Raw genomic sequence first — 21,488 nt, 5'->3', positions numbered from 1 at the left:
TCTTTTTTGTTTCAGAGCAAATTTTATTGATAATATTATTGATAACTATTTGCATTTGCAATAGCGTAATGCCCGCGCTGTGGGAAGCGCGCTCATTAAATAACCATAAAAGCGGGACGTACAATGAATAAGAAGATTCACTCTCTGGCCTTGCTGGTCAATTTAGGGATTTATGGTGTCGCGCTGCCTGTCATGGCAGACGACAACACCGCCTCCGCGCAGCATGAAGACACCATGGTGATCACCGCCGCCGAGCAGAATTTGCAGGCGCCGGGCGTGTCGACCATCACCGCCGACGAGATCCGCAAAAACCCGCCCGCGCGCGACGTGGCGGAAATCATCCGCACCATGCCGGGCGTTAACCTGACCGGCAACTCCACCAGCGGCCAGCGCGGGAACAACCGTCAGATTGACATTCGCGGCATGGGCCCGGAAAACACCCTGATCCTGATCGACGGCAAGCCGGTCACCAGCCGCAACTCCATCCGTCTGGGCTGGCGCGGCGAGCGTGATACCCGCGGCGATACCGGCTGGGTCCCGCCGGAGATGATCGAGCGCATCGAAGTGATCCGTGGCCCGGCTGCTGCCCGCTACGGTAACGGTGCGGCGGGCGGCGTGGTGAACATCATCACCAAAAAATTTGACGACCAGTGGCACGGCTCCTGGAACACCTACCTGAATGCGCCAGAGCATAAAGACGAAGGTTCCACCAAACGCACTAACTTCAGCCTGAGCGGCCCGCTGGGCGGGGATTTCAGCTTCCGCATGTACGGTAACCTGGATAAAACCCAGGCCGACGCCTGGGACATTAACCAGGGCCATCAGTCTGACCGTACCGGCGCATATGCCGACACGCTGCCGGCAGGCCGTGAAGGGGTCGAGAATAAAGACATCAACGGCGTGGTGCGCTGGGACTTTGCGCCTATGCAGTCCCTGGAGTTTGAGGCGGGATACAGCCGCCAGAACAACCTTTACGCGGGCGATACCCAGAATACCAACAACGACAACAGCTCAAGCGGGCTGGTGAAGAAGAACTACGGTAAAGAGACTAACCGTATCTATCGTCAGAACTTCGCGGTGACCTGGAACGGCGGCTGGGATAACGGCATTACCACCAGCAACTGGGCGCAGTACGAACACACCCGCAACTCCCGTCTGGGCGAAGGGCTGGCGGGCGGTCTGGAAGGATTGTTCAACAGCAATAAATTCACCGACACCGACCTGGCCGACGTGATGCTGCACAGCGAAATCAACCTGCCGATTGATTTCATTGTGAACCAGAACCTGACGCTCGGCACCGAATGGAACCAGCAGCGCATGAAGGACTCGACCTCCTTCACGCAAACCCAACAGGGGGGCACCATTCCGGGCATGAGCGAAGACCGTAGCCCGTACACTTCAGCGGAGATCTTCTCCCTGTTTGCCGAAAACAACATGGAGCTGACCGACAGCACCATGCTGACCCCTGCCCTGCGCTTCGACCACCACACCATTGTGGGTAATAACTGGAGCCCGTCCCTGAACCTGTCGCAGGGTCTGGGGGATGACTTCACCCTGAAGATGGGCATCGCGCGCGCCTATAAAGCGCCAAGCCTGTACCAGACCAACCCGAACTATCTGCTGTACAGTAAAGGCCAGGGCTGCTACGCAAGTTCCGACGGCGTGGGCTGCTACATGATGGGTAACGACGATCTGAAAGCGGAAACCAGCATCAACAAAGAGATTGGCCTGGAGTGGAAACGCGACGGCTGGCTGGCGGGCGTGACCTGGTTCCGCAACGACTACCGCAACAAGATTGAAGCGGGCTACGCGCCGATTGGCCAGACGTCCACCGGCAAAGTCACCACCGATATCTACCAGTGGGAAAACGTGCCGAAGGCGGTAGTAGAAGGTCTGGAAGGCTCCCTGAACGTGCCGGTCAGCGATACCATCAACTGGACCAATAACATCACCTACATGCTGCAAAGCAAGAACAAGGAGACCGGCGATCGTCTGTCGATCATTCCTGAGTACACGCTGAACTCAACCCTGAGCTGGCAGGTGCATCAGGACGTATCGCTCCAGTCGACCTTCACCTGGTACGGCAAGCAGCAGCCGAAGAAGTACAACTACAAAGGTCAGCCGGTGACCGGGTCTGAAAAAGACGAAGTCAGCCCGTACAGCATCGTGGGCCTGAGCGCGACCTGGGACGTGACCAAAAACGTCAGCCTGACCGGCGGCGTGGACAACGTCTTCGACAAGCGCCAGTGGCGCGCCGGTAACGCCCAGACCACGGGTAATACCACGACGGGTGCGTATATGTACGGTGCGGGCGCGTATACGTATAATGAACCGGGCCGTACCTGGTATATGAGCGTGAATACGCGTTTTTAAGGCACTGAAGTCAATCCTTCCCTCTCCCCTCCGGGGAGAGGGTCAGGGTGAGGGGAAAAACCATGCACACCACCCACAGCACATTTTCTCTCGCGGGCCACACCCTCCGCCGCATCACTTTCGACCCCGCCACCTTTACCGACGCCGATCTCCTCTGGCTCCCCCATCACGCCCAGCTCGCTGACGCCGGACGCAAACGCAAGGCCGACCACCTGGCAGGCCGCATCGCCGCCGCGCACGCCTTACCTGACCACACCATGCCCGCCATCGGCCCCAGCGGGGAACCGCTCTGGCCGCAAGGTATTTCCGGCAGCATCACCCACAGCGGCACGCAGGCGATAGCCGTCGTCACGCAATACCCGGCGCTTATCGGCATCGATTGTGAAACGATCCTCTTCGAAAACGAAGCCAGGGAAATCAAAGACGGCATTATTGATACGCAGGAAGAACCTGTGCTTTCCCGCCAGGGATACCCGTTCGCCCTCGCCCTGACGCTGGTCTTCAGCGCCAAAGAGAGCCTGTTTAAGGCCCTCTTTCCGCAGGTACAGGCCTGGATGGGTTTTGACTGCGCCCGCGTTACCAGGCTCGACGACAAGACGCTCACGCTGGCGTTGACCCGTCAACTGGCAGGCTTTGAAGAAGGCACCGCCTTCCCCCTGCACTGGCAGCAGCACGGCGAACAGGTCATCACCCTGCTGTCACACGCTCCTGGCGACGAGCCTTCACGCTGGTCACCACAAACGTCACGATAAACACCATCGCGAACAGGACCACAATGGTCGGCGCAGGCGCGCTGTCGAGATAAAACGAGGCATAAACGCCGCTTACCGACACCAGCGCTGAAACGGCGACCGCCACCAGCAGCGCCATGTGAAAGCGTCGGGTAATCAGCACCGCCACGGCGCCGGGCGCAATCAGCAGGGAAATCGACAGAATGATCCCCACCGCTTTCAGCGTCGCAACGATGGTCAGCGAAACCATGCACAGTAAGCCGTAGTGCAGCCAGCGGGTGCGCAGGCCACTCGCCTGCGCCTGCTGATAGTCAAAGCAGAACAGCAGAAAATCGCGCCACTTCAGGCCAATCACCAGCGCAATCAGCCCCGCGACGAGACCGCTTTGCAGAATGTCCATCCCGTTAATACCCAACATATCGCCGAACAGAATGTGGTCGAGATGCACCTCAGGTTTGACGGCGATATAGAGGATCAGCCCGGCGCCGAACATGCCGGAAAAGACGATCCCCATGACCGTATCCTGTTTGATGCGACTGTTATCCTTCAGATATCCGGTGGCGACCGCGCAGAAAAGACCGGCCACGAACGCGCCCAGCGCCAGCGGCAGGCCCATCATCCAGGCCAGCACGACGCCGGGAAACACCGCGTGGCTCATGGCGTCGCCCATCAGCGCCCAGCCTTTCAGCACCAGAAAAACCGACAGCAGCGCGCAGGGCACGGCCACCAGGAGTGAAATCAGCAGCGCGTTGTTCATAAACGCAAACTGGAACGGTTCGAGAAGCAGCGTCAACATGGGTGTTCCTCCCGCGCCCGACGGCGGCTGGCAAGCAGTCCGTGCTTCGGCGCAAAGACGAACGCCATCAGGAACAGCAGCGTCTGGGCGACCACGATAATGCCGCCGGTGGCGCCGTCCAGGTAATAGCTGGCCCACGCGCCGAGGAAGCTGGTGATGCTGCCAATGGCGACGGCAATCATCAGCAGGCGCGGGAAGCGGTCGGTCAGCAGCCACGCGGTCGCGCCGGGCGTGACCACCAGACAGATCACCAGAAATGCGCCGACGGTTTGCAGCGCCGCCACGGTAGAGACCGCCAGCAGCGTGAAGAAGAGAATTTTCAGGCGTTCAGGACGCAGGCCGATGGCGCGGGCGTGGTTCTCATCAAAAAAGGTCACCATCAGATCTTTCCATTTGAACAGCAGGATAACTATCGACACCACGCCGATAATCGCCAGCTGGACGATATCTTCCGGGGCGATAGCCAGAATATTGCCGAGGACGATGGTCTGAATGTTCACCGAGGTCGGGTTGAGCGAGACCATAAACAGCCCCAACCCGAAAAACGAGGAGAAGATCAGCCCGATAATGGCGTCCTCCTTCAGGCGGCTGCGCTGGTTGAGAAACAGCATGCTGCCCGCCGCCAGCCCGCCCGATAAAAACGCCCCCAGCGAGAACGGCAGCCCGAGCATGTAGGCCCCCGCTACGCCCGGCACGATGGAGTGCGACAGCGCATCGCCGATCAGCGACCAGCCTTTGAGCATCAGATAGCAGGAGAGAAACGCGCACAGCCCGCCCACCATCGCCGAGACCCACATCGCGTTGAGCATGTACTCGTAGCCGAAGGGTTCGAGAAGCACGTTCATTTGGCCTCCTGACGGTGCGTGACGAAGGGGCGTTCGTCGTCGGTAATAATGCGATCTTCCGAGCCGCTGAGCACCACGTGGCGCAGCACGCCGCTAAAGGCGCGCTCGAGATTCTCGGCGGTAAAGGTGGTTTCCGTCGGGCCGCTCGCCAGCACGGTGCCTTTGACCATCACCGTGTAATCGCAGAATTCCGTGACCGAGCCCAGGTTATGGGTCGAGACCAGCATCGTTTTGCCCTCGTCGCGCAGCTCCCGCAGCAGGCTGATGATCCTGGCTTCGGTTTTGACGTCCACGCCGGTAAACGGCTCGTCGAGCAGGATCACCTCGCCCTGCTGGGCAATCGCCCGCGCCAGAAACACGCGCTTCTTCTGCCCGCCGGACAGCTCGCCAATCTGCCGATGGCGCAGCTCGAGCATATCTACACGCTTCAGGGCGTCGGTGACGATCTGCTTATCGCATTCTTTGGGACGACGCAGAAACCCCATATGCCCGTAGCGGCCCATCATCACCACGTCCTCGACGAGCACCGGAAACGACCAGTCGACCTCTTCCGACTGCGGCACGTAGGCGACCAGGTTCTGACGCAGCGCCCGGTGAGGCGGCAACCCCAGAATGGAGATAGTGCCGCTCGCCGCCCGCACAAACCCCATCACCGCCTTAAACAGCGTGGACTTGCCGGAACCGTTCACCCCCACCAGGGCGGCAATCGATCCGCCCGGCACGCTGAACGACGCGTCGCGCAGCGCCGTGTGGCCGTTGCGGTAGGTCACGGTCACGTCGGTTACAACAATCCCTTTCTGCATGGTTACTCCTTCATCCCGTCGCGGATGCCCTGCACCAGCGTGCGGGTGGTGACGTTCAGCAGATCGATATAGGTCGGCACCGGGCCGTTTTCCGCGCTCAGAGAGTCGACGTACAGCACGCCGCCATAGTGGGCGCCGGTTTCACGCGCCACCTGACGGGCGGGCTTATCCGAGACCGTGCTTTCGCTAAACACCGCCGGAATGTGATGTTTTTTCACCAGATCGATAACCTTGCGCACCTGCTGGGGCGTACCCTGCTGATCGGCGTTGATCGGCCACAGGTAAAGCTCCTTCAGGCCCAAATCCCGCGCCAGATAGGAGAACGCCCCTTCGCTGGTCACCATCCAGCGTTTGTCTTCAGGTATCTCCGTGACCTGCTTGCGCAGCGGTTCGAGAGTGGCGGTGATCTTCTGCTTGTAGGCTTCCGCATTGCGCTGGTACGTCTGTGCGTTGGCCGGATCGTTCTTCACCAGCGCGTCGCGGATGTTATCGACGTAAATCAGGGCGTTGTCCGGCGACATCCACGCGTGCGGATTGGGCTTGCCGTTATAGGGCCCTTCGCTGATGCCCATCGGGGTGATGCCTTTGGTGACAATCACCTCCGGCACGCCGTTCAGATGCTGATAAAAGCGCTGGAACCACAGCTCCAGATTCATGCCGTTCGCCAGGATCAGCTGTGCCTTCTGCGCGCGTTTGATATCGCCCGGGGTGGGCTGGTATTCGTGAATTTCCGCGCCCGGTTTGGTGATGGAGGTGACCTCTGCGGCATCCCCCGCCACGTTTTTCGCCATATCAGCAATAACGGTAAAAGTGGTGATGACCTGGAACTTTTCAGCCGCCAGCGCGCCGGTCGTGGTCGCAGTCATGAGCAGCGCGCCGAGCAACAGACGCTTCAATCCTTGCCGTGGATGCATCGCAGAAGTCTCCTGAGGTGATTAAATTCAAAGCAAAATTAGCCTGTGCTATAAGGTATAGCATAGGCTATGTTTAAATGAAAATAGTTATCATTAAAGTTGTGTCAATGAAGGGCGTGACGGGGAAGTTTTAGGAAAAGTGCGTTCTTTTTCCTCTGCCGTTCAGGCGTATGATTGAAGACCAATACCCACATAAAAAACATGGAATTGTTATGCCTGTTAATGAAAGGATCCACCCCACTTCGGGAACCCCAATTAATCCAGGCGGGGTCCGACAGCTCACGATCGGTGAAATCGCCCTTGCTAAGACGCTTTACGGTTACAGCATCCGTTATCATCTGGTGTGGATACACAGGGAAAGTTATCTTCCTTTTAATTTACAACCTGTAAATGTTGCTATGACTCCCAACGGGGAAATGTGGTTTAGAGAAGACACATATTCTCCGGATTTTTCATTAGAAAAATTGTTAGATAAAAAACACCTATTCATGCATGAAATGATGCATGTCTGGCAAGCCCAAAAAGGGATGTTTGTCAGAACAAGGGGATTATTCTCTGGTATTGCTGACTACACCTATAGCTTTGATAAAGCAGATCTGTTGCATTACGGATTAGAACAGCAAGCATCGATCGTAAGTGACTACTGGTTATTACAGTTTTATGGGTTTGAAAAATATACATTCCTGCCAAAATATCGAGATATTAATTCGAATGAACCCGTTTATTCTCTGCTGCAAAAATATAAAAATATTCTGAAAGGATTCCCAGGATGAAAACTATAACGCTCATCTCACCATTATGTATTCTCCTGACGGGGTGCCCTGGTTGCCCGCCGTTGTCTCATCCCAGAGCTACTTTTATTGAGGGTAACCATGTTTGCTTTAGTATTAATAAAAAAGATGTCGTGAACTATTACACCATTGATTCCAGCAAAGGCCCCGACATTACTACCATCACAAGTTCGGGAAGGAATAAAATCAGTTGGTCTTATCCTAACAGTTGCATAGATGTTAATTGGGAGTATGGCTATACATATGTTATTAGCTATGGTTTAAATAATAAAAATTATCATCACGAATTCTTTATTGATAATGACGGACAGCTTACTAATTTAGGAGAATTATAATGTCATTACCCGCTTACCTATTTCTCTACGATGAGAACGGAATGCAGGTTCAGGGCGACTGTATGATGCCAGGCCGGAAAGGTGCTATCGAAATTATGAACAGCAGTTACGGCATAAAACAGGCAGTGGACAGCCATACCGGGAATATGACCGGAACACGGCAGCATGGCCCTGTTACTCTGCATAAGCAATTGGATAAAGTGAGCCCTTATCTTGCCGTTGCCGCCTGCGAGGGCAGACGGCTGCAAAAAGCCATTATCAAATATTATGAAATTGTTGAAGCGGGAGCAGAAAGGGAGATCTACACCATTACGCTTGATAGCGTAGTGATCTCATCTCTGGATTTCACGCATGTTTATTACCCAGGCAGCTCAGCCCCGAATATGCATGAAGTTGTTGGGCTTCGATTCCGGGGCATTCAGTGGAATTATGTGAAAGGTAATATTCTTTATGCCGATGCATGGATGAAACCAGCTCAGAAAGAGAAGAGTAACGCATAATTTACCTGGCTCATCAAGATCAATGCATGCTGCTGCTCAGAAACGGCGATCCTGGCATTCCCTGGATCGCCTGGTTAATCTTAAGCGCTACCCTTTTCCACTTTCGTTCACGGGCAAATCCCCCGTATCAATTAACGCTCCCGGAAACGTCTCCAGCCACTTCATCATCTTCAGTTTGTTGGTATACGTTGCACTGACGCCTTCCAGACAGCCCCACAGCTCACGGGAATTTTGCGGCGTAATCACAATACATTCCGGCATCACGCGGATCTTCACGGCTATTCCTGCCTTAAACCCTGCGCGGGTTAACCACGCGCCGGTTAACGGCAGATAGTTGCGCTCCATTCGAGTATAAAGTTCCACACAGGAGGAATCCGCCTCTCCTCTTTCATGAAGATACGCAGAGTGAACCGGCTCGTCATGCAACGCCCGGATGCGTTTTTTGCGTAGCTTCTCGCGATTTTCTTGCTGAATCTCTAGATCTGCATTTTCTGTTTGGGCAATAGCCCGCTCTGGCATAGAATTCTTCGCAGCCATAATCAACTCCCTTTTAGTTGTTTGTGGTAAGCGGTATGAAGGTGGTCGCACACCTTTGTACCGCGATTCCTTTTCTTACCTTTTTACCTATTCTTTCAAGATCTCAGTGCTGGCTTAACTGCCGCTATTATACTGCCATGGATAAATGTACAGGGGTCGAATATTAGGGAAATGCGAGGCGGCTCGAGTAAATAAAGAAAAATAAAATGGTGAATATAAAGAAAGGAAATATTGCCCTTCAGATCCAATGCTCATTAAACGCCTGATGGCGCTTCGCTTATCAGGCCTACGATAAACCGGTTTTGTAGGCCGGGTAAGGCATCGCCGCCACCCGGCATGAGGGCAGCGGCGCTGCCTTTGTAGGTTCTTCAGATCAAGCCTCAAACATCCGGGAACATCACGCTATTCCCCGGCGCTTCCCTGTGCAGATGGATAAAGTTCAGGTGCCGTTCATACTGATCCAGAATGTCCGTGATCACCTGCTCCTTGCTGTAATCCATCAAATCATTCCCCTGGCTCCCTTCCAGCAGGAAGGTCTCCAGCCGGTAGTAGGTCGACTTCCCGCTGCGCGCCCGGTAGGTAAAGCCGGGAACCGAATACTGCTGCGGCCAGATCTGATAGACAAAGTTCTGCTCGTCGCCCATGTGCACCAGCAGATCCAGGTGCCCCAGATTTTCGCCCTCCTCTGGCGGCAGGTTTTTCAGTTCAACGTAGGCGCCACGCAGCTTCAGCTCCTGGGCCACCTCTTCCATCGCCGGGAAACAGACCGTCTCCATCATCTGGCTGGTGTAGCGCGTGCCGGGGTAGTTCATCAGGCGCGAGAGGCGTTTCTTCCAGCTCAGCCTGTCCTGCGCGCCCAGCGGACGCGGGGCGGTGTCGCGGCTGGCGCTGACGCGGCGGTAGTCTTCCACCTTAAGCGATTTATACAGCCCGGCCATCACGAAGAAGATCACGAAGCTGAACGGCAGGCCCATGATCACCGTGGTGTTCTGCAACGCCGAGATACCGTTGGTCATCAGCATGCCGAGCGTCAGCAGGCCGATGGCGACGGACCAGAAGATGCGCAGCCAGTTCGGCGCGTCGCTGTTAATGTCCTTGAGCTTCGAGGTGAAGTTCCCCAGCACCAGCGCGCCGGAGTCCGCCGAGGTGACGTAGAACAGCAGGCCGGTAATGGTCGCTACGGACGCGCTAAAGGTAAACGCCGGATACTGCGCCAGCAGGCTGTAGAAGCCGCGCTCCGGGTGCGCCATCGCTTCCTGGGCAAAAGTCGCATTGCCGTGGATGATCTCGTGCAGCGCGCTGTTGCCGAAAATCGACAGCCACAGCAGGGTAAAGGTGAACGGGATGATCAGCGTGCCCATCACGAACTGACGGATGGTGCGCCCACGCGAAATACGCGCCAGGAACAGGCCGACAAACGGCGACCACGCCACCCACCACGCCCAGAAGAAGAGCGTCCAGTTGTTCATCCACTCTGTCGGACGGTCAAAGGCGAAGCTGTTCAGCGTCATTCCCATAAAGCGGTTCACGTAATCACCCACATTCAGCACTAAGGCATTGAGCAGGAACGAGGTGTCGCCCATAAACAGTACGAACAGGATCAGCCCCAGCGCCAGCGCGACGTTCAGCTCGGAGAGCACGCGAATCCCTTTATCCACGCCGGAGGTCACCGAGATGGTGGCGATAATCACCGACAGCGCAATCAGCGCCGCCTTCGCCGCCATCGAATCCGGGATGTCAAACAGCACGCTCAGCCCGTAGTTAAGCTGCACCACGCCAATTCCGAGCGTTGTCGCGATACCAAAGATGGTGCCGATCACCGCCGCGATGTCGACGCTGTGGCCTATCGGGCCGTTAATCTTTTTACCGAAAATCGGGTAGAGCGCGGAGCGGATAGTGAGGGGCAAATTATAACGATAGCTAAAGTATCCGAGCGCCATGCCCATCAGGGCGTACATCGACCAGCCCGTCAGGCCGTAGTGGAAGAGCGTCCAGACCATCGCCTGGCGCGCGGCCTCCATCGTCTGCCCTGCCCCTTCCGGCGGCTGCATATACTGCGTGACCGGTTCCGCCACGGAGAAGAACATCAGGTCGATGCCGATGCCTGCGGCAAACAGCATTGCGGCCCAGCTCAGCAGGCTGAATTCGGGCTTAGACTGCTCTGGCCCGAGCTTCACCGAACCGAAGCGCGAGCAGGCAATGCAGACCACGAAGACAATATAGAGCGTCGCCGCCAGCAGATAGTACCAGCCGAAGGTCTTCGACACCCAGTTCAGGGTGCGCCCAATCCACTCGGCAGAAAAATCACGAAAGAAAATGGTCGTCAGGGAAAACAACAAAATCAGCCCGGCGGAAGTATAAAAAACGACCGGGTTGATTTTGTCTTTTTCTCTGTCCTGTGAAAGGTCTGTCATCCAGTATCCCCACTGTTTTTGTAACTATTGAAATCCAAATCCGCAACAATTAAGACACATTTTATATTGAACGTCCAATCAAAAACCGCTTTAATAGTTAACCAACGCTGATGAATGGAGTGGCAAAAATGCCCAAAGTGGGGATGCAGCCGATCCGGCGCAGGCAGCTAATCGATGCCACGCTGGAAGCAATTAATGAAGTGGGAATGCATGACGCAACCATCGCGCAAATCGCCCGTCGGGCGGGCGTATCCACGGGGATCATCAGCCACTATTTCAAAGATAAAAACGGTCTGCTGGAAGCGACCATGCGTGACATCACGGGTCAGCTGCGCGACGCGGTATTAAGCCGTTTACGCGCCCTGCCGGACGGCAGCGCAGAGCAGCGATTGCAGGCGATTGTCGGCGGCAATTTTGATGAAACCCAGATCAGCGGCGCGGCGATGAAGGCCTGGCTGGCCTTCTGGGCCAGCAGCATGCATCAGCCGATGCTCTACCGTTTGCAGCAGGTCAGTAGCCGCCGATTGCTCTCTAACCTGGTGTACGAGTTCCGCCGCGAGCTGCCGCGTGAACAGGCTGAAGAGGCGGGCTACGGGCTTGCCGCACTGATTGACGGGCTATGGCTGCGCGCTGCGCTCAGCGGCAAACCGCTGGATAAAACCCTGGCCCAGTCGCTCACCAGCCACTTTATCAGCCAGCATTTACCGACCGATTAACCGAGGAGAATTTATGTCCCGAATGGCAGAACAGCAGCTTTATATCAATGGTGGTTACACATCGGCCACCAGCGGTCGCACCTTCGAGACCATCAACCCGGCGAACGGTGAAGTTCTGGCAACCGTGCAGGCCGCCGGGCGCGAAGACGTGGACCGCGCCGTGGAAAGCGCACAGCGCGGGCAGAAGATCTGGGCGGCGATGACCGCCATGGAGCGCTCGCGCATCCTGCGCCGCGCCGTCGATATCCTGCGCGAGCGAAACGACGAGCTGGCAACGCTGGAAACCCTCGACACCGGTAAAGCGTATTACGAAACCTCGACCGTCGACATCGTTACCGGCGCGGACGTGCTGGAGTACTACGCGGGACTGATCCCGGCGCTGGAAGGCAGTCAGATCCCGCTGCGCGACACCTCGTTCGTCTACACCCGCCGCGAGCCGCTGGGCGTGGTGGCGGGCATCGGCGCGTGGAACTACCCGATCCAGATCGCCCTGTGGAAATCTGCCCCGGCGCTGGCGGCGGGCAACGCGATGATCTTCAAGCCGAGCGAAGTGACGCCGCTTACCGCCCTGAAACTGGCGGAGATCTACACCGAAGCAGGCGTGCCGGACGGCGTGTTTAACGTCCTGCCGGGCGTGGGCGCAGAGACCGGCCAGTTCCTGACCGAGCATCCGGGCATCGCCAAAGTCTCCTTCACCGGTGGCGTGGCCAGCGGCAAAAAGGTGATGGCGAACTCGGCGGCCTCGTCCCTGAAAGAAGTGACAATGGAGTTGGGCGGCAAATCGCCGCTGATAGTGTTTGACGATGCGGATCTGGATCTCGCGGCAGATATCGCCATGATGGCGAACTTCTTCAGCTCCGGCCAGGTGTGCACCAACGGCACCCGCGTGTTCGTACCCGCGAAGGTCAAAGCCGCGTTTGAGCAAAAAATCGTTGAGCGCGTGGGCCGCATCCGCGCGGGCGACCTGTTCGATGAAAACACCAACTTTGGCCCGATGGTCAGCTTCCCGCACCGCGACAGCGTGCTGCGCTACATCGCCAAAGGCAAAGAGGAAGGCGCGCGCGTGCTGTGCGGCGGCGACGTGCTGAAGGGTGACGGCTTTGACAACGGCGCGTGGGTGGCCCCGACCGTGTTCACCGACTGCACCGACGAAATGACCATCGTGCGCGAAGAGATCTTCGGCCCGGTGATGTCCATTCTTACCTATGACACTGACGAAGAGGCCATTTGCCGCGCCAATGATACCGACTACGGTCTGGCGGCGGGCATCGTCACCGCCGATCTGAACCGCGCCCACGGCGCTATTCATCAGCTCGAAGCGGGCATCTGCTGGATCAACACCTGGGGTGAATCCGCCGCAGAGATGCCGGTCGGTGGCTACAAACACTCCGGCATTGGCCGTGAGAACGGCGTCATGACGCTTCAGAGTTACACCCAGGTGAAGTCCATCCAGGTTGAGATGGGTAAATTCCAGTCCATATTTTAACCGGGAGGTTTATTTGCAATTTGACTACATCATTATCGGGGCCGGCTCTGCCGGCAACGTACTGGCAACACGACTGACTGAAGATCCGAACACCACCGTCCTGCTGCTTGAGGCGGGCGGGCCGGACTACCGCTTTGACTTCCGCACCCAGATGCCTGCCGCGCTGGCCTTCCCGTTGCAGGGCAAGCGCTACAACTGGGCGTATGAAACCGAGCCTGAGCCTTTCATGAACAATCGCCGCATGGAATGCGGACGGGGTAAAGGGCTGGGCGGCTCGTCGCTGATCAACGGCATGTGCTACGTGCGCGGTAACGCGATGGATCTGGACAACTGGGCGAAACAATCGGGTCTGGAGCACTGGAGCTACCTCAACTGCCTGCCCTATTACCGCAAGGCAGAGACCCGCGACGTGGGGCCGAACGACTACCACGGCGGCGACGGTCCGGTGAGCGTCACCACCTCTAAGCCGGGCGTGAACCCGCTGTTTGAAGCGATGGTAGAGGCGGGCGTGCAGGCGGGCTACCCGCGCACCGACGACCTTAACGGCTATCAGCAGGAAGGCTTTGGCCCGATGGACCGTACGGTCACGCCGCAGGGCCGACGCGCCAGCACCGCGCGCGGCTATCTGGACCAGGCCAAACCGCGCCCGAATCTGACCATCCGCACCCACGCCATGACCGATCACATTATCTTTGACGGCAAGCGCGCGGTGGGCGTCGAGTGGCTGGAAGGCGAAAGCACCATTCCGTCAAAAGCGACAGCGAAGAAAGAGGTGCTGCTGTGCGCGGGCGCCATCGCGTCTCCGCAGATCCTCCAGCGCTCCGGCGTGGGCAACGCTGAACTGCTGAAGCAGTTTGATATCCCGCTGGTGCATGATTTACCCGGGGTGGGTGAAAACTTGCAGGATCACCTGGAGATGTACCTTCAGTATGAATGTAAGGAGCCGGTCTCCCTCTACCCTGCCCTGCAATGGTGGAACCAGCCGAAGATTGGCGCGGAGTGGCTGTTTGGCGGCACAGGCGTGGGCGCGAGCAACCACTTCGAAGCGGGCGGGTTTATCCGCAGCCGCGAGGAGTTCGAGTGGCCGAACATTCAGTATCACTTCCTGCCGGTGGCGATTAACTACAACGGCTCGAACGCGGTGAAAGAACATGGCTTCCAGTGCCACGTTGGCTCCATGCGCTCGCCGAGCCGCGGCCACGTGCGCATCAAGTCGCGCGATCCGCAACAGCATCCGGCGATCCTGTTCAACTACATGTCCCACGAGCAGGACTGGCAGGAGTTCCGCGACGCGATCCGCATCACCCGCGAGATCATGCACCAGCCTGCGCTGGACAAGTATCGCGGTCGTGAAATCAGCCCAGGTGTCGAATGCCAGACCGACGAACAGCTGGACGAGTTCGTGCGCAACCACGCCGAAACCGCCTTCCACCCGTGCGGCACCTGCAAAATGGGCTACGACGAGATGGCGGTGGTCGACGGCGAAGGCCGGGTTCACGGGCTGGAAGGGTTACGCGTAGTGGATGCGTCGATTATGCCGCAGATTATCACCGGCAACCTGAACGCCACCACCATCATGATTGGCGAAAAGATTGCCGACGCCATTCGCGGGCGCGAGCCGCTGGCGAAGAGCACGGCGGCGTATTATGTGGCGGATGGGGCGCCGGTTCGCCGCTGAGTGCGAACTTCTCCCCTCACCCCGGCCCTCTACTAAAGGGAGAGGGTGTCATCGTCCCCTCTCCCTCTGGGAGAGGGTTAGGGTGAGGGGAAATTATTGCCGAAATGCTTCAAGCCGCTTAACCTGCCGTCCTTCCCCGTCAAAATTCTCCGCCGCCAGCCAGGCGCGCAGCTCTGCATCGCGCTGCGGCCATTCGCCGTCAATAATCGAAAGCATATCGCTGTCGCGGTTGCGTCCTTTGCGCACCAGCTTCTGGCGCAGGCGCCCTTCCCAGACAAACCCCAGCCGCTCCGCCGCGTTGCGTGAGGCGATGTTCATCGAATCGCACTTCCACTCCAGCCGGCGATATTGATGCTCAAAGGCATTTTTCAGCAGCAGCCACACCGCTTCGGTACCCACGCGGGTGCCCTTCATTCTGCGCGACCAGGTGACGTGGCCGATCTCAACCGAGCCCTGAAAGCGTTCTATCGCCATATAGCTGACCAGCCCTACCGCCTTTTCGGTGCGCAGATCGATAACGGCAAAGGGCACCAGGTCGTCATCCAGCACCTTTCCCAGCACCCAGTGCGCAGTGGCCTCAACGCTCACAGGCTGGGTGCTGGCAAGCCACGTCCAGTCGCTGTCGTCACCCAGCGCATAGGCTTCAAACAAATCAGCCGAATGGCGGTCAGCATCCAGCGACTCCAGGCGGCAATACTGCCCGGTGAGCAGGGTACGGGTTAACGCGCGGGCGCATTTCCAGTCCGGGACAATATCGTTAACGGTTTGACCATGTTGATTGATTTCGGGCACGGCGGTGACTCCCTGAAAGGTAAGGAGTTTGTTATAGCAGGTTAAAAAGCGAACGAAAAGAGAGGTGACTCATAACCAGACCGAATGCGTTATTCCCGGAGGGCATAAGCAAAGCAGAATTTCGACTTTGAGGAAATCCTCAGCCAGCCTACCGTAACGGTGCATAAAACAATCACAATATATTTTCTTCAGGGATCGCTATGAATAAAAAACTGCTGCCGTTACTGGTGCTGGCTGCGCTCTCAAGCGCTGCTCACGCCGCTACCCCGCCCAACACGCTGGTTGTCGCCCAGGGTCTGGATGATATCGTGAGCCTTGACCCGGTCGAAGCCAACGAACTTTCCAGCATCCAGACCGTACCGAGTTTGTATCAGCGTCTGGTACAGCCGGACCGCGATAACCCGGAAAAAATCACCCCGGTTCTGGCCGAAAGCTGGGAAGCGGACGCGGCAGCAAAAACCCTGACCATCAAACTTAAGCCCGATGCAAAATTTGCCTCCGGCAACCCGCTGCGCCCGGAAGATGTGATCTTCTCATATACCCGCGCCGTGACGCTGAACAAATCCCCGGCGTTTATCCTCAACGTACTGGGCTGGGACGCCAGCAACATCGCCAGCCAGCTGAAGAAAGTGGACGACCATACCCTCACGCTTCGCTGGACGGCGGACGTCAGCCCGTCGGTAGCGCTGAATATACTCTCCACGCCGATTGCCTCCATCGTCGATGAAAAGCAGGTTGCGGCGAACGTGAAGGATAACGACTTCGGCAACGCGTGGTTAAAAATGCACTCTGCGGGCAGCGGCGCGTTCAAAATGCGCGTTTACCAGCCGCATCAGGCCATCGTGCTGGAAGCCAACGAATCCGCGCCCGGCGGCGCGCCGAAGCTTAAAAGCATCATCATTAAAAACGTCCCCGATCCCGCTTCCCGCCGCCTGCTGATCCAGCAGGGTGATGCGGACGTGGCGCGCGATCTGGGTGCAGACCAGATAAGCGCCCTCAGCGGCAAGCCGGGCGTGAAGGTGCTGAGCATCCCTTCTGCCGAGCAAAACTATCTGGTGTTTAACACCGGCAACAGCGCTAACCCGCTGCTGAATAATCCAGCGTTCTGGGAAGCCTCGCGCTGGCTGGTGGATTATGAAGGCATCACCAAGGACCTGCTGAAAGGCCAGTATTTTGTTCATCAGAGCTTCCTGCCGGTCGGCCTGCCGGGCGCGCTGGAGGACAATCCGTTCACGTTTGACCCGGCAAAAGCAAAAGCGATCCTCGCCAGGGCGGGCATCAAAGACGCGCATTTCACGCTGGACGTAGAGAATAAACCGCCGTTCATCACCATCGCGCAATCCATGCAGGCGAGCTTCGCTCAGGGCGGCGTGAAGGTGGATCTGCTGCCCGCGGCGGGTAGCCAGGTGTACGCCCGCGTGCGTGCGAAACAGCATCAGGCGGCCATACGTCTGTGGATCCCGGACTACTTCGATGCACACTCCAACGCCAGCGCCTTCGCATGGAATGACGGGAAATCCAGCACCGTGGCCGGGCTTAACGGCTGGAAAATTCCGGAGCTGAACAACGCTACGCTGGCGGCGGTTGCCGAGCCGGATCCGGCAAAACGTCTGGATCTGTATAAGAAGATGCAGGAACAGTTACAGCATAACTCGCCGTATGTGTTCGTTGACCAGGGCAAAACCCAGATCGTGGTGCGCGATAACGTGAAGGGGTATCAGCAGGGGCTGAACGCGGATATGGTCTGGTACGATCGCGTTACGAAGTAGCCCTTGTTGCCGGGTGGCGCTGCGCTTACCCGGCCTACGTTCCTGGTTTTTGCAGGCCGGGTAAGGCGAAGCCGCCACCCGGCATAAAGAGATTTCCCATGCCACATCTTTCCACCCGCATGCTTCAGGGTCTGCTGACTCTCCTGCTCACGCTGTTCGGGCTACTGCTGGTCACGTTTGCGCTCTCTGCCTTTTCCCCGGTCGATCGCGTATTGCAGATCGTCGGCGATCACGCCAGCCAGTCCACTTACGATCAGGTTCGCCACCAGCTTGGGCTGGATCGGCCTCTTCCCGTACAGTTCTGGCACTACCTGCAAAACCTCGCTCACGGGGATTTAGGCACCGCCAGCGCTACCGGTCAGCCGGTATTGCAGGACCTGCTGCACGCCTTTCCCGCCACGCTGGAACTGGCAACGCTGGCGCTAATTATCGGCACGGTACTCGGCGTGATTGCGGGTGTACTGTGCGCCCGCTACGTCGGTTCGCCACTGGACTTAGCGATCAGAACGCTCACCCTGCTTGGCAATTCGGTGCCGATATTCTGGCTCGGACTGCTGATGCTGGCTCTGTTCTACGCGAAACTACAGTGGAGCGCTGGCCCCGGCAGGCTGGACGACATCTGGCAATTCACCGTCGAGCCACGAACCGGATTTGCGCTGGTTGATACCTGGCTTTCCGGCGACCGCGAGGCGTTCCGCAACGCCATCAGCCACCTGGTGCTGCCGGTGCTGCTGCTGGCCTACTACTCGCTGGCAAGTATCACCCGCCTGACGCGCTCCGCCTGTCTGAGCGAGATGAACAAAGAGTACATATTGCTCGCCCGCGCCAAGGGCGCCGGAGAGATGACCATCCTGCTGCGTCACGTGCTGCCGAACATTCGCAGCACCCTATTGACGGTGATTGCGCTGGCCTACACCAGCATGCTGGAGGGCGCGGTATTAACCGAAACCGTCTTCTCATGGCCGGGCATCGGGCGCTACCTCACCACGGCCCTGTTCGCCGGTGACACCACCGCCGTGATGGGCGGCACGCTGCTGATTGGCGTCTGCTTTGTTCTGATCAATAACCTTACCGACCTGCTTGTGCGGGCGACCGATCCCAGGGTGCGCTAATGCCGTTTTATCTCTTCTTACGCCGCCTGCGCCGCTCCCCTGCCGCGTTTTGCGGGCTGATCGCCATCGCGCTGCTGGTGCTTATTGCCCTGTTAGCACCGTGGCTTGCGCCGCATGACCCCAACTGGCAGGACGCCGCCGCGCGTCTGCAACCGCCCAACGCGCAGCACTGGCTGGGTACCGACAGCTATGGGCGGGATCTGCTCTCCCGATTAATCTACGGCACCCGTCCGGCACTGGGGCTGGTGGCCTTAGTCACCGTTATTACCCTCCCCGCCGGTCTGCTGGTGGGGATTTTGTCAGGCTACTACGGCGGCTGGATGGAGCGCATCCTGATGCGCTTTACCGACGTGGTGATGTCGATGCCGCGCCTGATCCTCGCCTTCGCGTTTGTCGCGATGCTCGGCCCCGGTCTGGTGAACGGCGCGCTGGCGCTGGCCTTAACGACCTGGCCTGCCTATGCGCGCCAGGCGCGCAGTGAAATCCAGCGTCTGCGCCACAGCGATTATCTGGCCGCCGCGGAGATGATGGGCATTCGCGGCCCGCGCCTGCTGGTCGGCCATATTCTGCCCCTGTGCCAGCCCTCCGCGATTGTACGGCTGGCGCTGGATCTGGCCGGGATCATTCTGGCCGCCGCCGGGCTGGGCTTCCTTGGCCTGGGCGCACGTCCACCGATGGCGGAATGGGGCGCGATGATAGCCGACGGCATGCAGGTCATTTTTGACCAGTGGTGGATTGCCGCCATTCCAGGCGGGGCGATTCTGTTTGCCAGCCTGGCCTTTAACCTGCTGGGCGATGGCCTGCGCGACGTACTGGAGCCACAGCATGACTGAACACCGCGTCATCGTCGATGCGCTAAATATCGACTACCCCGCCGCGCGCGTGGTCAACAACCTGAGCTTTACGTTAGGCAACGAGCGGCTGGCGCTGGTGGGAGAATCCGGCTCCGGCAAGTCCATGTCTGCCCGCGCCCTGATGGGGCTGGTGCGCAAGCCCGGCATCGTGAGCGCTAAGCGGCTTAACGTGCTTGGCAACGACCTGCTGACCCTGAACAGCCGCCGCTGGCAGGCGCTGCGCGGCAACGGCATTGCGATGGTTCTACAGGACCCGCGCTACGCGCTAAACCCGGTGAAAACCGTCGCCGCCCAGCTTGATGAAGCGCTGACCCTCCATCAGCGCCTGCCCCGCGCCGAACGCCTGGCGCGCATTCACGATATCATCCGCGCCGTGGGGCTGAACGAGCACGTGCTCCAGCGCTATCCCGGCGAACTCTCCGGCGGCATGGGCCAGCGCGTGATGATCGCCATTGCGCTCGTCAACAACCCACAGGTGCTGATCGCCGACGAACCGACTTCCGCGCTGGACGCACGCCTGCGCAACCAGATCCTGGAGCTGCTGGTACAGCAGTGCGAGGCGCGGCAGATGGCGATGCTGCTAATCAGCCACGACTTGCCGCTCGTCGCGGAACACTGTGACCGCGTGCTGGTGATGTATCAGGGTGAGAAAGTTGATGAAATGGCGGCGAGCCAGTTGCCGCAGGCAACCCATCCCTACACGCGCACGCTCTGGACCTGCCGCCCGAACGCCGGGACCTTTGGCCAGATGCTGCCGACGCTCGACCGTTCGCAACCGTGGAAGGAGGCCGACAATGGCACTCGTTGAGGTTAACCAGCTCCGGGTGAGTTTTGGTGAAAAAACGGCGGTTTCCGCCGCCAGTTTTGCGATCGAAAAAGGCGAAACCTTCAGCCTGATCGGTGAATCCGGCTGCGGCAAATCGACTCTTCTGCGCGTGCTGGCGGGGCTGCTGCGCGAGTGGCATGGCCACATTTCCGTCCTCGGGGAAAATTTACGGCCAGGACGACGTTTTGAAGGCGCGCTTCGCCGTAACGTGCAGATGGTGTTCCAGGATCCGTGGGCGTCTTTGCACCCGAACCACACCATTGCCCGCACCCTGTCGGAGCCGTTAAACATCCACGGCGAAACCCAGGTTGCCGAAAAGGTGGCGGATGCGCTGCAACAGGTGGGTCTGGCTGCCGACGCCGGCAGGCGTTACCCGCATCAGCTTTCCGGCGGACAGCGTCAGCGCGTGGCCATTGCCCGCGCGCTGCTGCTGCGCCCGCAGCTTCTGCTGCTGGATGAACCGACCTCGGCGCTGGATATGTCGGTACAGGCGGAGATACTGAACCTGCTCAACCGCCTGAAGGCGCAGCACGGCATGACCTACCTGCTGGTGAGCCACGATGCGGACGTGATTGCGCATATGTCCGACCGGGCGGCATTTATGGCGCACGGGGAGATCCAGCGGGTATTTGACCGTGAAGCAATGTTGCGGGGGGAGCACAGGATGGGGTAAACCGTGCGGCGGCGAGTGCCGCACGCATTTCGTAGGCCGGGTAAGGCGTAGCCGCCACCCGGCAAAACGTTACTTCAGCAGCTTCACCGTGGCATCAATGTCGATCTCATCTTCAGTGAAGATCATCGTCGTGTTCTGGAAGGTGGTGATCGCCAGCTTCTTCACCGTGCGCATTTCGCCCGGCTTTTTCTCGGTTTTTGGTTTGATGCTGTTCATCAGCAGCCCCACCGACAGCACCGCATTCTCTTTGTCGATTTTGGTCTCAACGGGCTCTTCCTCACTGAACACCACGAAGGATTTGATTGAAGTGAGCTTCACGCGCTCGCCCGCAATATAGAGATGCTTACTCTCCGGGATCACCTTCACCGCATACGCGGAAAGGCCTTTGCTGTTGCTGGTTGGCTCGAAGGTCACCGCCGCATCTTTTTTAATCAGATCAGGGTTGGCGACCTTAATCACATGAAAATAGCGGTTGTCGCCGTTTTCATCTTTGATAAATCCAAAGCCTTTATCTTTAAACCACGTTGTGATTGTACCGTTCAT

21 protein-coding genes are annotated in these 21,488 nt (G+C 58.2%); 13 read left to right on the top strand and 8 right to left on the bottom strand.

Annotated features, from left to right (window positions below; genetic code table 11):
- Positions 1-123 precede the first annotated feature (123 nt).
- Positions 124-2,373 (top strand): TonB-dependent siderophore receptor, encoded by a 2,250-nt coding sequence (locus tag ACQG0T_RS05790; protein ID WP_017382520.1) that lies wholly within the window; start codon positions 124-126, stop codon positions 2,371-2,373.
- Between the two features lie 62 nt (positions 2,374-2,435).
- Positions 2,436-3,125 carry an enterobactin synthase subunit EntD gene (gene entD, locus ACQG0T_RS05785; RefSeq protein WP_271040589.1) on the top strand — a complete coding sequence of 230 codons (690 nt, stop codon included), beginning with the start codon at positions 2,436-2,438 and terminating at the stop codon, positions 3,123-3,125.
- Here entD and ACQG0T_RS05780 read toward each other — a convergent pair.
- From ACQG0T_RS05780 to ACQG0T_RS05765, 4 genes are read right to left on the bottom strand one after another with little or no spacing between them, the layout of a single operon-like run.
- Positions 3,061-3,900, bottom strand: a complete 840-nt coding sequence (locus tag ACQG0T_RS05780; protein WP_017382522.1) for a metal ABC transporter permease — start codon at positions 3,898-3,900, stop codon at positions 3,061-3,063. The genes entD and ACQG0T_RS05780 overlap by 65 nt on opposite strands.
- Entirely contained in the window at positions 3,894-4,745 is an 852-nt protein-coding gene (sitC, locus tag ACQG0T_RS05775; protein ID WP_060460119.1) for an iron/manganese ABC transporter permease subunit SitC, read from the bottom strand. The genes ACQG0T_RS05780 and sitC overlap by 7 nt, the downstream gene beginning before the upstream one ends.
- Positions 4,742-5,548, bottom strand: coding sequence for an iron/manganese ABC transporter ATP-binding protein SitB (sitB, locus tag ACQG0T_RS05770; RefSeq protein WP_032647626.1), 807 nt, complete (start codon positions 5,546-5,548; stop codon positions 4,742-4,744). Before sitB ends, sitC begins: the two co-directional genes overlap by 4 nt.
- A 2-nt stretch (positions 5,549-5,550) precedes the next feature.
- Positions 5,551-6,462 carry a metal ABC transporter substrate-binding protein gene (locus tag ACQG0T_RS05765; protein WP_023296088.1) on the bottom strand — a complete coding sequence of 304 codons (912 nt, stop codon included), beginning with the start codon at positions 6,460-6,462 and terminating at the stop codon, positions 5,551-5,553.
- 212 nt (positions 6,463-6,674) lie between these two features.
- Between ACQG0T_RS05765 and ACQG0T_RS05760 the strand changes: the two genes are divergently transcribed.
- From ACQG0T_RS05760 to ACQG0T_RS05750, 3 genes are read left to right on the top strand one after another with little or no spacing between them, the layout of a single operon-like run.
- Complete coding sequence (locus ACQG0T_RS05760) at positions 6,675-7,235, top strand: hypothetical protein (protein ID WP_023296087.1); 561 nt, start codon at positions 6,675-6,677, stop codon at positions 7,233-7,235.
- Complete coding sequence (locus ACQG0T_RS05755) at positions 7,232-7,588, top strand: putative T6SS immunity periplasmic lipoprotein (protein ID WP_023296086.1); 357 nt, start codon at positions 7,232-7,234, stop codon at positions 7,586-7,588. Before ACQG0T_RS05760 ends, ACQG0T_RS05755 begins: the two co-directional genes overlap by 4 nt.
- Positions 7,588-8,088, top strand: a complete 501-nt coding sequence (locus ACQG0T_RS05750) for an Hcp family type VI secretion system effector (protein WP_023296085.1) — start codon at positions 7,588-7,590, stop codon at positions 8,086-8,088. The genes ACQG0T_RS05755 and ACQG0T_RS05750 overlap by 1 nt, the downstream gene beginning before the upstream one ends.
- Before the next feature lie 87 nt (positions 8,089-8,175).
- Here ACQG0T_RS05750 and ACQG0T_RS05745 read toward each other — a convergent pair whose 3' ends face one another.
- Together ACQG0T_RS05745 and betT are read right to left on the bottom strand one after the other, a co-directional pair.
- Entirely contained in the window at positions 8,176-8,625 is a 450-nt protein-coding gene (locus tag ACQG0T_RS05745; protein ID WP_023296084.1) for a SymE family type I addiction module toxin, read from the bottom strand.
- 380 nt (positions 8,626-9,005) lie between these two features.
- Positions 9,006-11,039: a choline BCCT transporter BetT gene (gene betT / locus ACQG0T_RS05740; protein WP_023296083.1), complete on the bottom strand. Its 2,034-nt coding sequence runs from the start codon at positions 11,037-11,039 to the stop codon at positions 9,006-9,008.
- A gap of 128 nt (positions 11,040-11,167) precedes the next feature.
- Here betT and betI point away from each other — a divergent pair, with 128 nt between their 5' ends.
- Genes betI through betA form a run of 3 tightly spaced genes read left to right on the top strand, consistent with a single transcriptional unit; the run spans position 11,168 to position 14,919 of the window.
- Entirely contained in the window at positions 11,168-11,755 is a 588-nt protein-coding gene (betI, locus tag ACQG0T_RS05735) for a transcriptional regulator BetI (protein ID WP_017382531.1), read from the top strand.
- Positions 11,756-11,768: 13 nt separating this feature from the next.
- Complete coding sequence (betB, locus tag ACQG0T_RS05730) at positions 11,769-13,241, top strand: betaine-aldehyde dehydrogenase (RefSeq protein ID WP_252051306.1); 1,473 nt, start codon at positions 11,769-11,771, stop codon at positions 13,239-13,241.
- 13 nt (positions 13,242-13,254) lie between these two features.
- Positions 13,255-14,919, top strand: coding sequence for a choline dehydrogenase (gene betA, locus ACQG0T_RS05725; RefSeq protein WP_032647619.1), 1,665 nt, complete (start codon positions 13,255-13,257; stop codon positions 14,917-14,919).
- A gap of 93 nt (positions 14,920-15,012) precedes the next feature.
- On the opposite strand, the gene ACQG0T_RS05720 is transcribed toward betA, so the two are convergent.
- Positions 15,013-15,711: a GNAT family N-acetyltransferase gene (locus tag ACQG0T_RS05720; RefSeq protein WP_032647617.1), complete on the bottom strand. Its 699-nt coding sequence runs from the start codon at positions 15,709-15,711 to the stop codon at positions 15,013-15,015.
- Positions 15,712-15,911: 200 nt separating this feature from the next.
- On the opposite strand from ACQG0T_RS05720, the gene ACQG0T_RS05715 reads away from it, so the two are divergent.
- The 5 genes from ACQG0T_RS05715 (at position 15,912) to ACQG0T_RS05695 (ending at position 20,945) form a co-directional block, all read left to right on the top strand.
- Positions 15,912-17,480: an ABC transporter substrate-binding protein gene (locus ACQG0T_RS05715; RefSeq protein WP_426723749.1), complete on the top strand. Its 1,569-nt coding sequence runs from the start codon at positions 15,912-15,914 to the stop codon at positions 17,478-17,480.
- Between the two features lie 98 nt (positions 17,481-17,578).
- Positions 17,579-18,592 (top strand): ABC transporter permease, encoded by a 1,014-nt coding sequence (locus ACQG0T_RS05710; RefSeq protein ID WP_017382536.1) that lies wholly within the window; start codon positions 17,579-17,581, stop codon positions 18,590-18,592.
- Positions 18,592-19,425, top strand: coding sequence for an ABC transporter permease (locus ACQG0T_RS05705; RefSeq protein WP_271040588.1), 834 nt, complete (start codon positions 18,592-18,594; stop codon positions 19,423-19,425). The genes ACQG0T_RS05710 and ACQG0T_RS05705 overlap by 1 nt, the downstream gene beginning before the upstream one ends.
- The gene (locus ACQG0T_RS05700; RefSeq protein ID WP_023296076.1) at positions 19,418-20,254 is read left to right on the top strand and encodes an ABC transporter ATP-binding protein; all 837 of its coding nucleotides are present in this window, start codon (positions 19,418-19,420) and stop codon (positions 20,252-20,254) included. The genes ACQG0T_RS05705 and ACQG0T_RS05700 overlap by 8 nt, the downstream gene beginning before the upstream one ends.
- Positions 20,241-20,945 (top strand): ABC transporter ATP-binding protein, encoded by a 705-nt coding sequence (locus tag ACQG0T_RS05695; RefSeq protein ID WP_032670418.1) that lies wholly within the window; start codon positions 20,241-20,243, stop codon positions 20,943-20,945. The genes ACQG0T_RS05700 and ACQG0T_RS05695 overlap by 14 nt, the downstream gene beginning before the upstream one ends.
- 69 nt (positions 20,946-21,014) lie before the next feature.
- Here ACQG0T_RS05695 and ACQG0T_RS05690 read toward each other — a convergent pair whose 3' ends face one another.
- Entirely contained in the window at positions 21,015-21,488 is a 474-nt protein-coding gene (locus ACQG0T_RS05690; RefSeq protein WP_252051310.1) for a cold-shock protein, read from the bottom strand.

The organism is Enterobacter cloacae complex sp. 302F9 (genome assembly GCF_050030335.1).
In the GTDB taxonomy this organism is placed as follows: domain Bacteria; phylum Pseudomonadota; class Gammaproteobacteria; order Enterobacterales; family Enterobacteriaceae; genus Enterobacter; species Enterobacter hormaechei_C.
Note: the sequence above shows the minus strand (reverse complement) of the source record. Positions and strands in the feature narration are given on the sequence as shown.

Coding starts and splice junctions, on each gene's coding strand:
- ACQG0T_RS05790 (WP_017382520.1), top strand. CDS start 124: ATGAATAAGAAGATTCACTCTCTGGCCTTGCTGGTCAATTTAGGGATT.
- entD (WP_271040589.1), top strand. CDS start 2,436: ATGCACACCACCCACAGCACATTTTCTCTCGCGGGCCACACCCTCCGC.
- ACQG0T_RS05780 (WP_017382522.1), bottom strand. CDS start 3,900: ATGTTGACGCTGCTTCTCGAACCGTTCCAGTTTGCGTTTATGAACAAC.
- sitC (WP_060460119.1), bottom strand. CDS start 4,745: ATGAACGTGCTTCTCGAACCCTTCGGCTACGAGTACATGCTCAACGCG.
- sitB (WP_032647626.1), bottom strand. CDS start 5,548: ATGCAGAAAGGGATTGTTGTAACCGACGTGACCGTGACCTACCGCAAC.
- ACQG0T_RS05765 (WP_023296088.1), bottom strand. CDS start 6,462: ATGCATCCACGGCAAGGATTGAAGCGTCTGTTGCTCGGCGCGCTGCTC.
- ACQG0T_RS05760 (WP_023296087.1), top strand. CDS start 6,675: ATGCCTGTTAATGAAAGGATCCACCCCACTTCGGGAACCCCAATTAAT.
- ACQG0T_RS05755 (WP_023296086.1), top strand. CDS start 7,232: ATGAAAACTATAACGCTCATCTCACCATTATGTATTCTCCTGACGGGG.
- ACQG0T_RS05750 (WP_023296085.1), top strand. CDS start 7,588: ATGTCATTACCCGCTTACCTATTTCTCTACGATGAGAACGGAATGCAG.
- ACQG0T_RS05745 (WP_023296084.1), bottom strand. CDS start 8,625: ATGGCTGCGAAGAATTCTATGCCAGAGCGGGCTATTGCCCAAACAGAA.
- betT (WP_023296083.1), bottom strand. CDS start 11,039: ATGACAGACCTTTCACAGGACAGAGAAAAAGACAAAATCAACCCGGTC.
- betI (WP_017382531.1), top strand. CDS start 11,168: ATGCCCAAAGTGGGGATGCAGCCGATCCGGCGCAGGCAGCTAATCGAT.
- betB (WP_252051306.1), top strand. CDS start 11,769: ATGTCCCGAATGGCAGAACAGCAGCTTTATATCAATGGTGGTTACACA.
- ACQG0T_RS05715 (WP_426723749.1), top strand. CDS start 15,912: ATGAATAAAAAACTGCTGCCGTTACTGGTGCTGGCTGCGCTCTCAAGC.
- ACQG0T_RS05710 (WP_017382536.1), top strand. CDS start 17,579: ATGCCACATCTTTCCACCCGCATGCTTCAGGGTCTGCTGACTCTCCTG.
- ACQG0T_RS05705 (WP_271040588.1), top strand. CDS start 18,592: ATGCCGTTTTATCTCTTCTTACGCCGCCTGCGCCGCTCCCCTGCCGCG.
- ACQG0T_RS05700 (WP_023296076.1), top strand. CDS start 19,418: ATGACTGAACACCGCGTCATCGTCGATGCGCTAAATATCGACTACCCC.
- ACQG0T_RS05695 (WP_032670418.1), top strand. CDS start 20,241: ATGGCACTCGTTGAGGTTAACCAGCTCCGGGTGAGTTTTGGTGAAAAA.
- ACQG0T_RS05690 (WP_252051310.1), bottom strand. CDS start 21,488: ATGAACGGTACAATCACAACGTGGTTTAAAGATAAAGGCTTTGGATTT.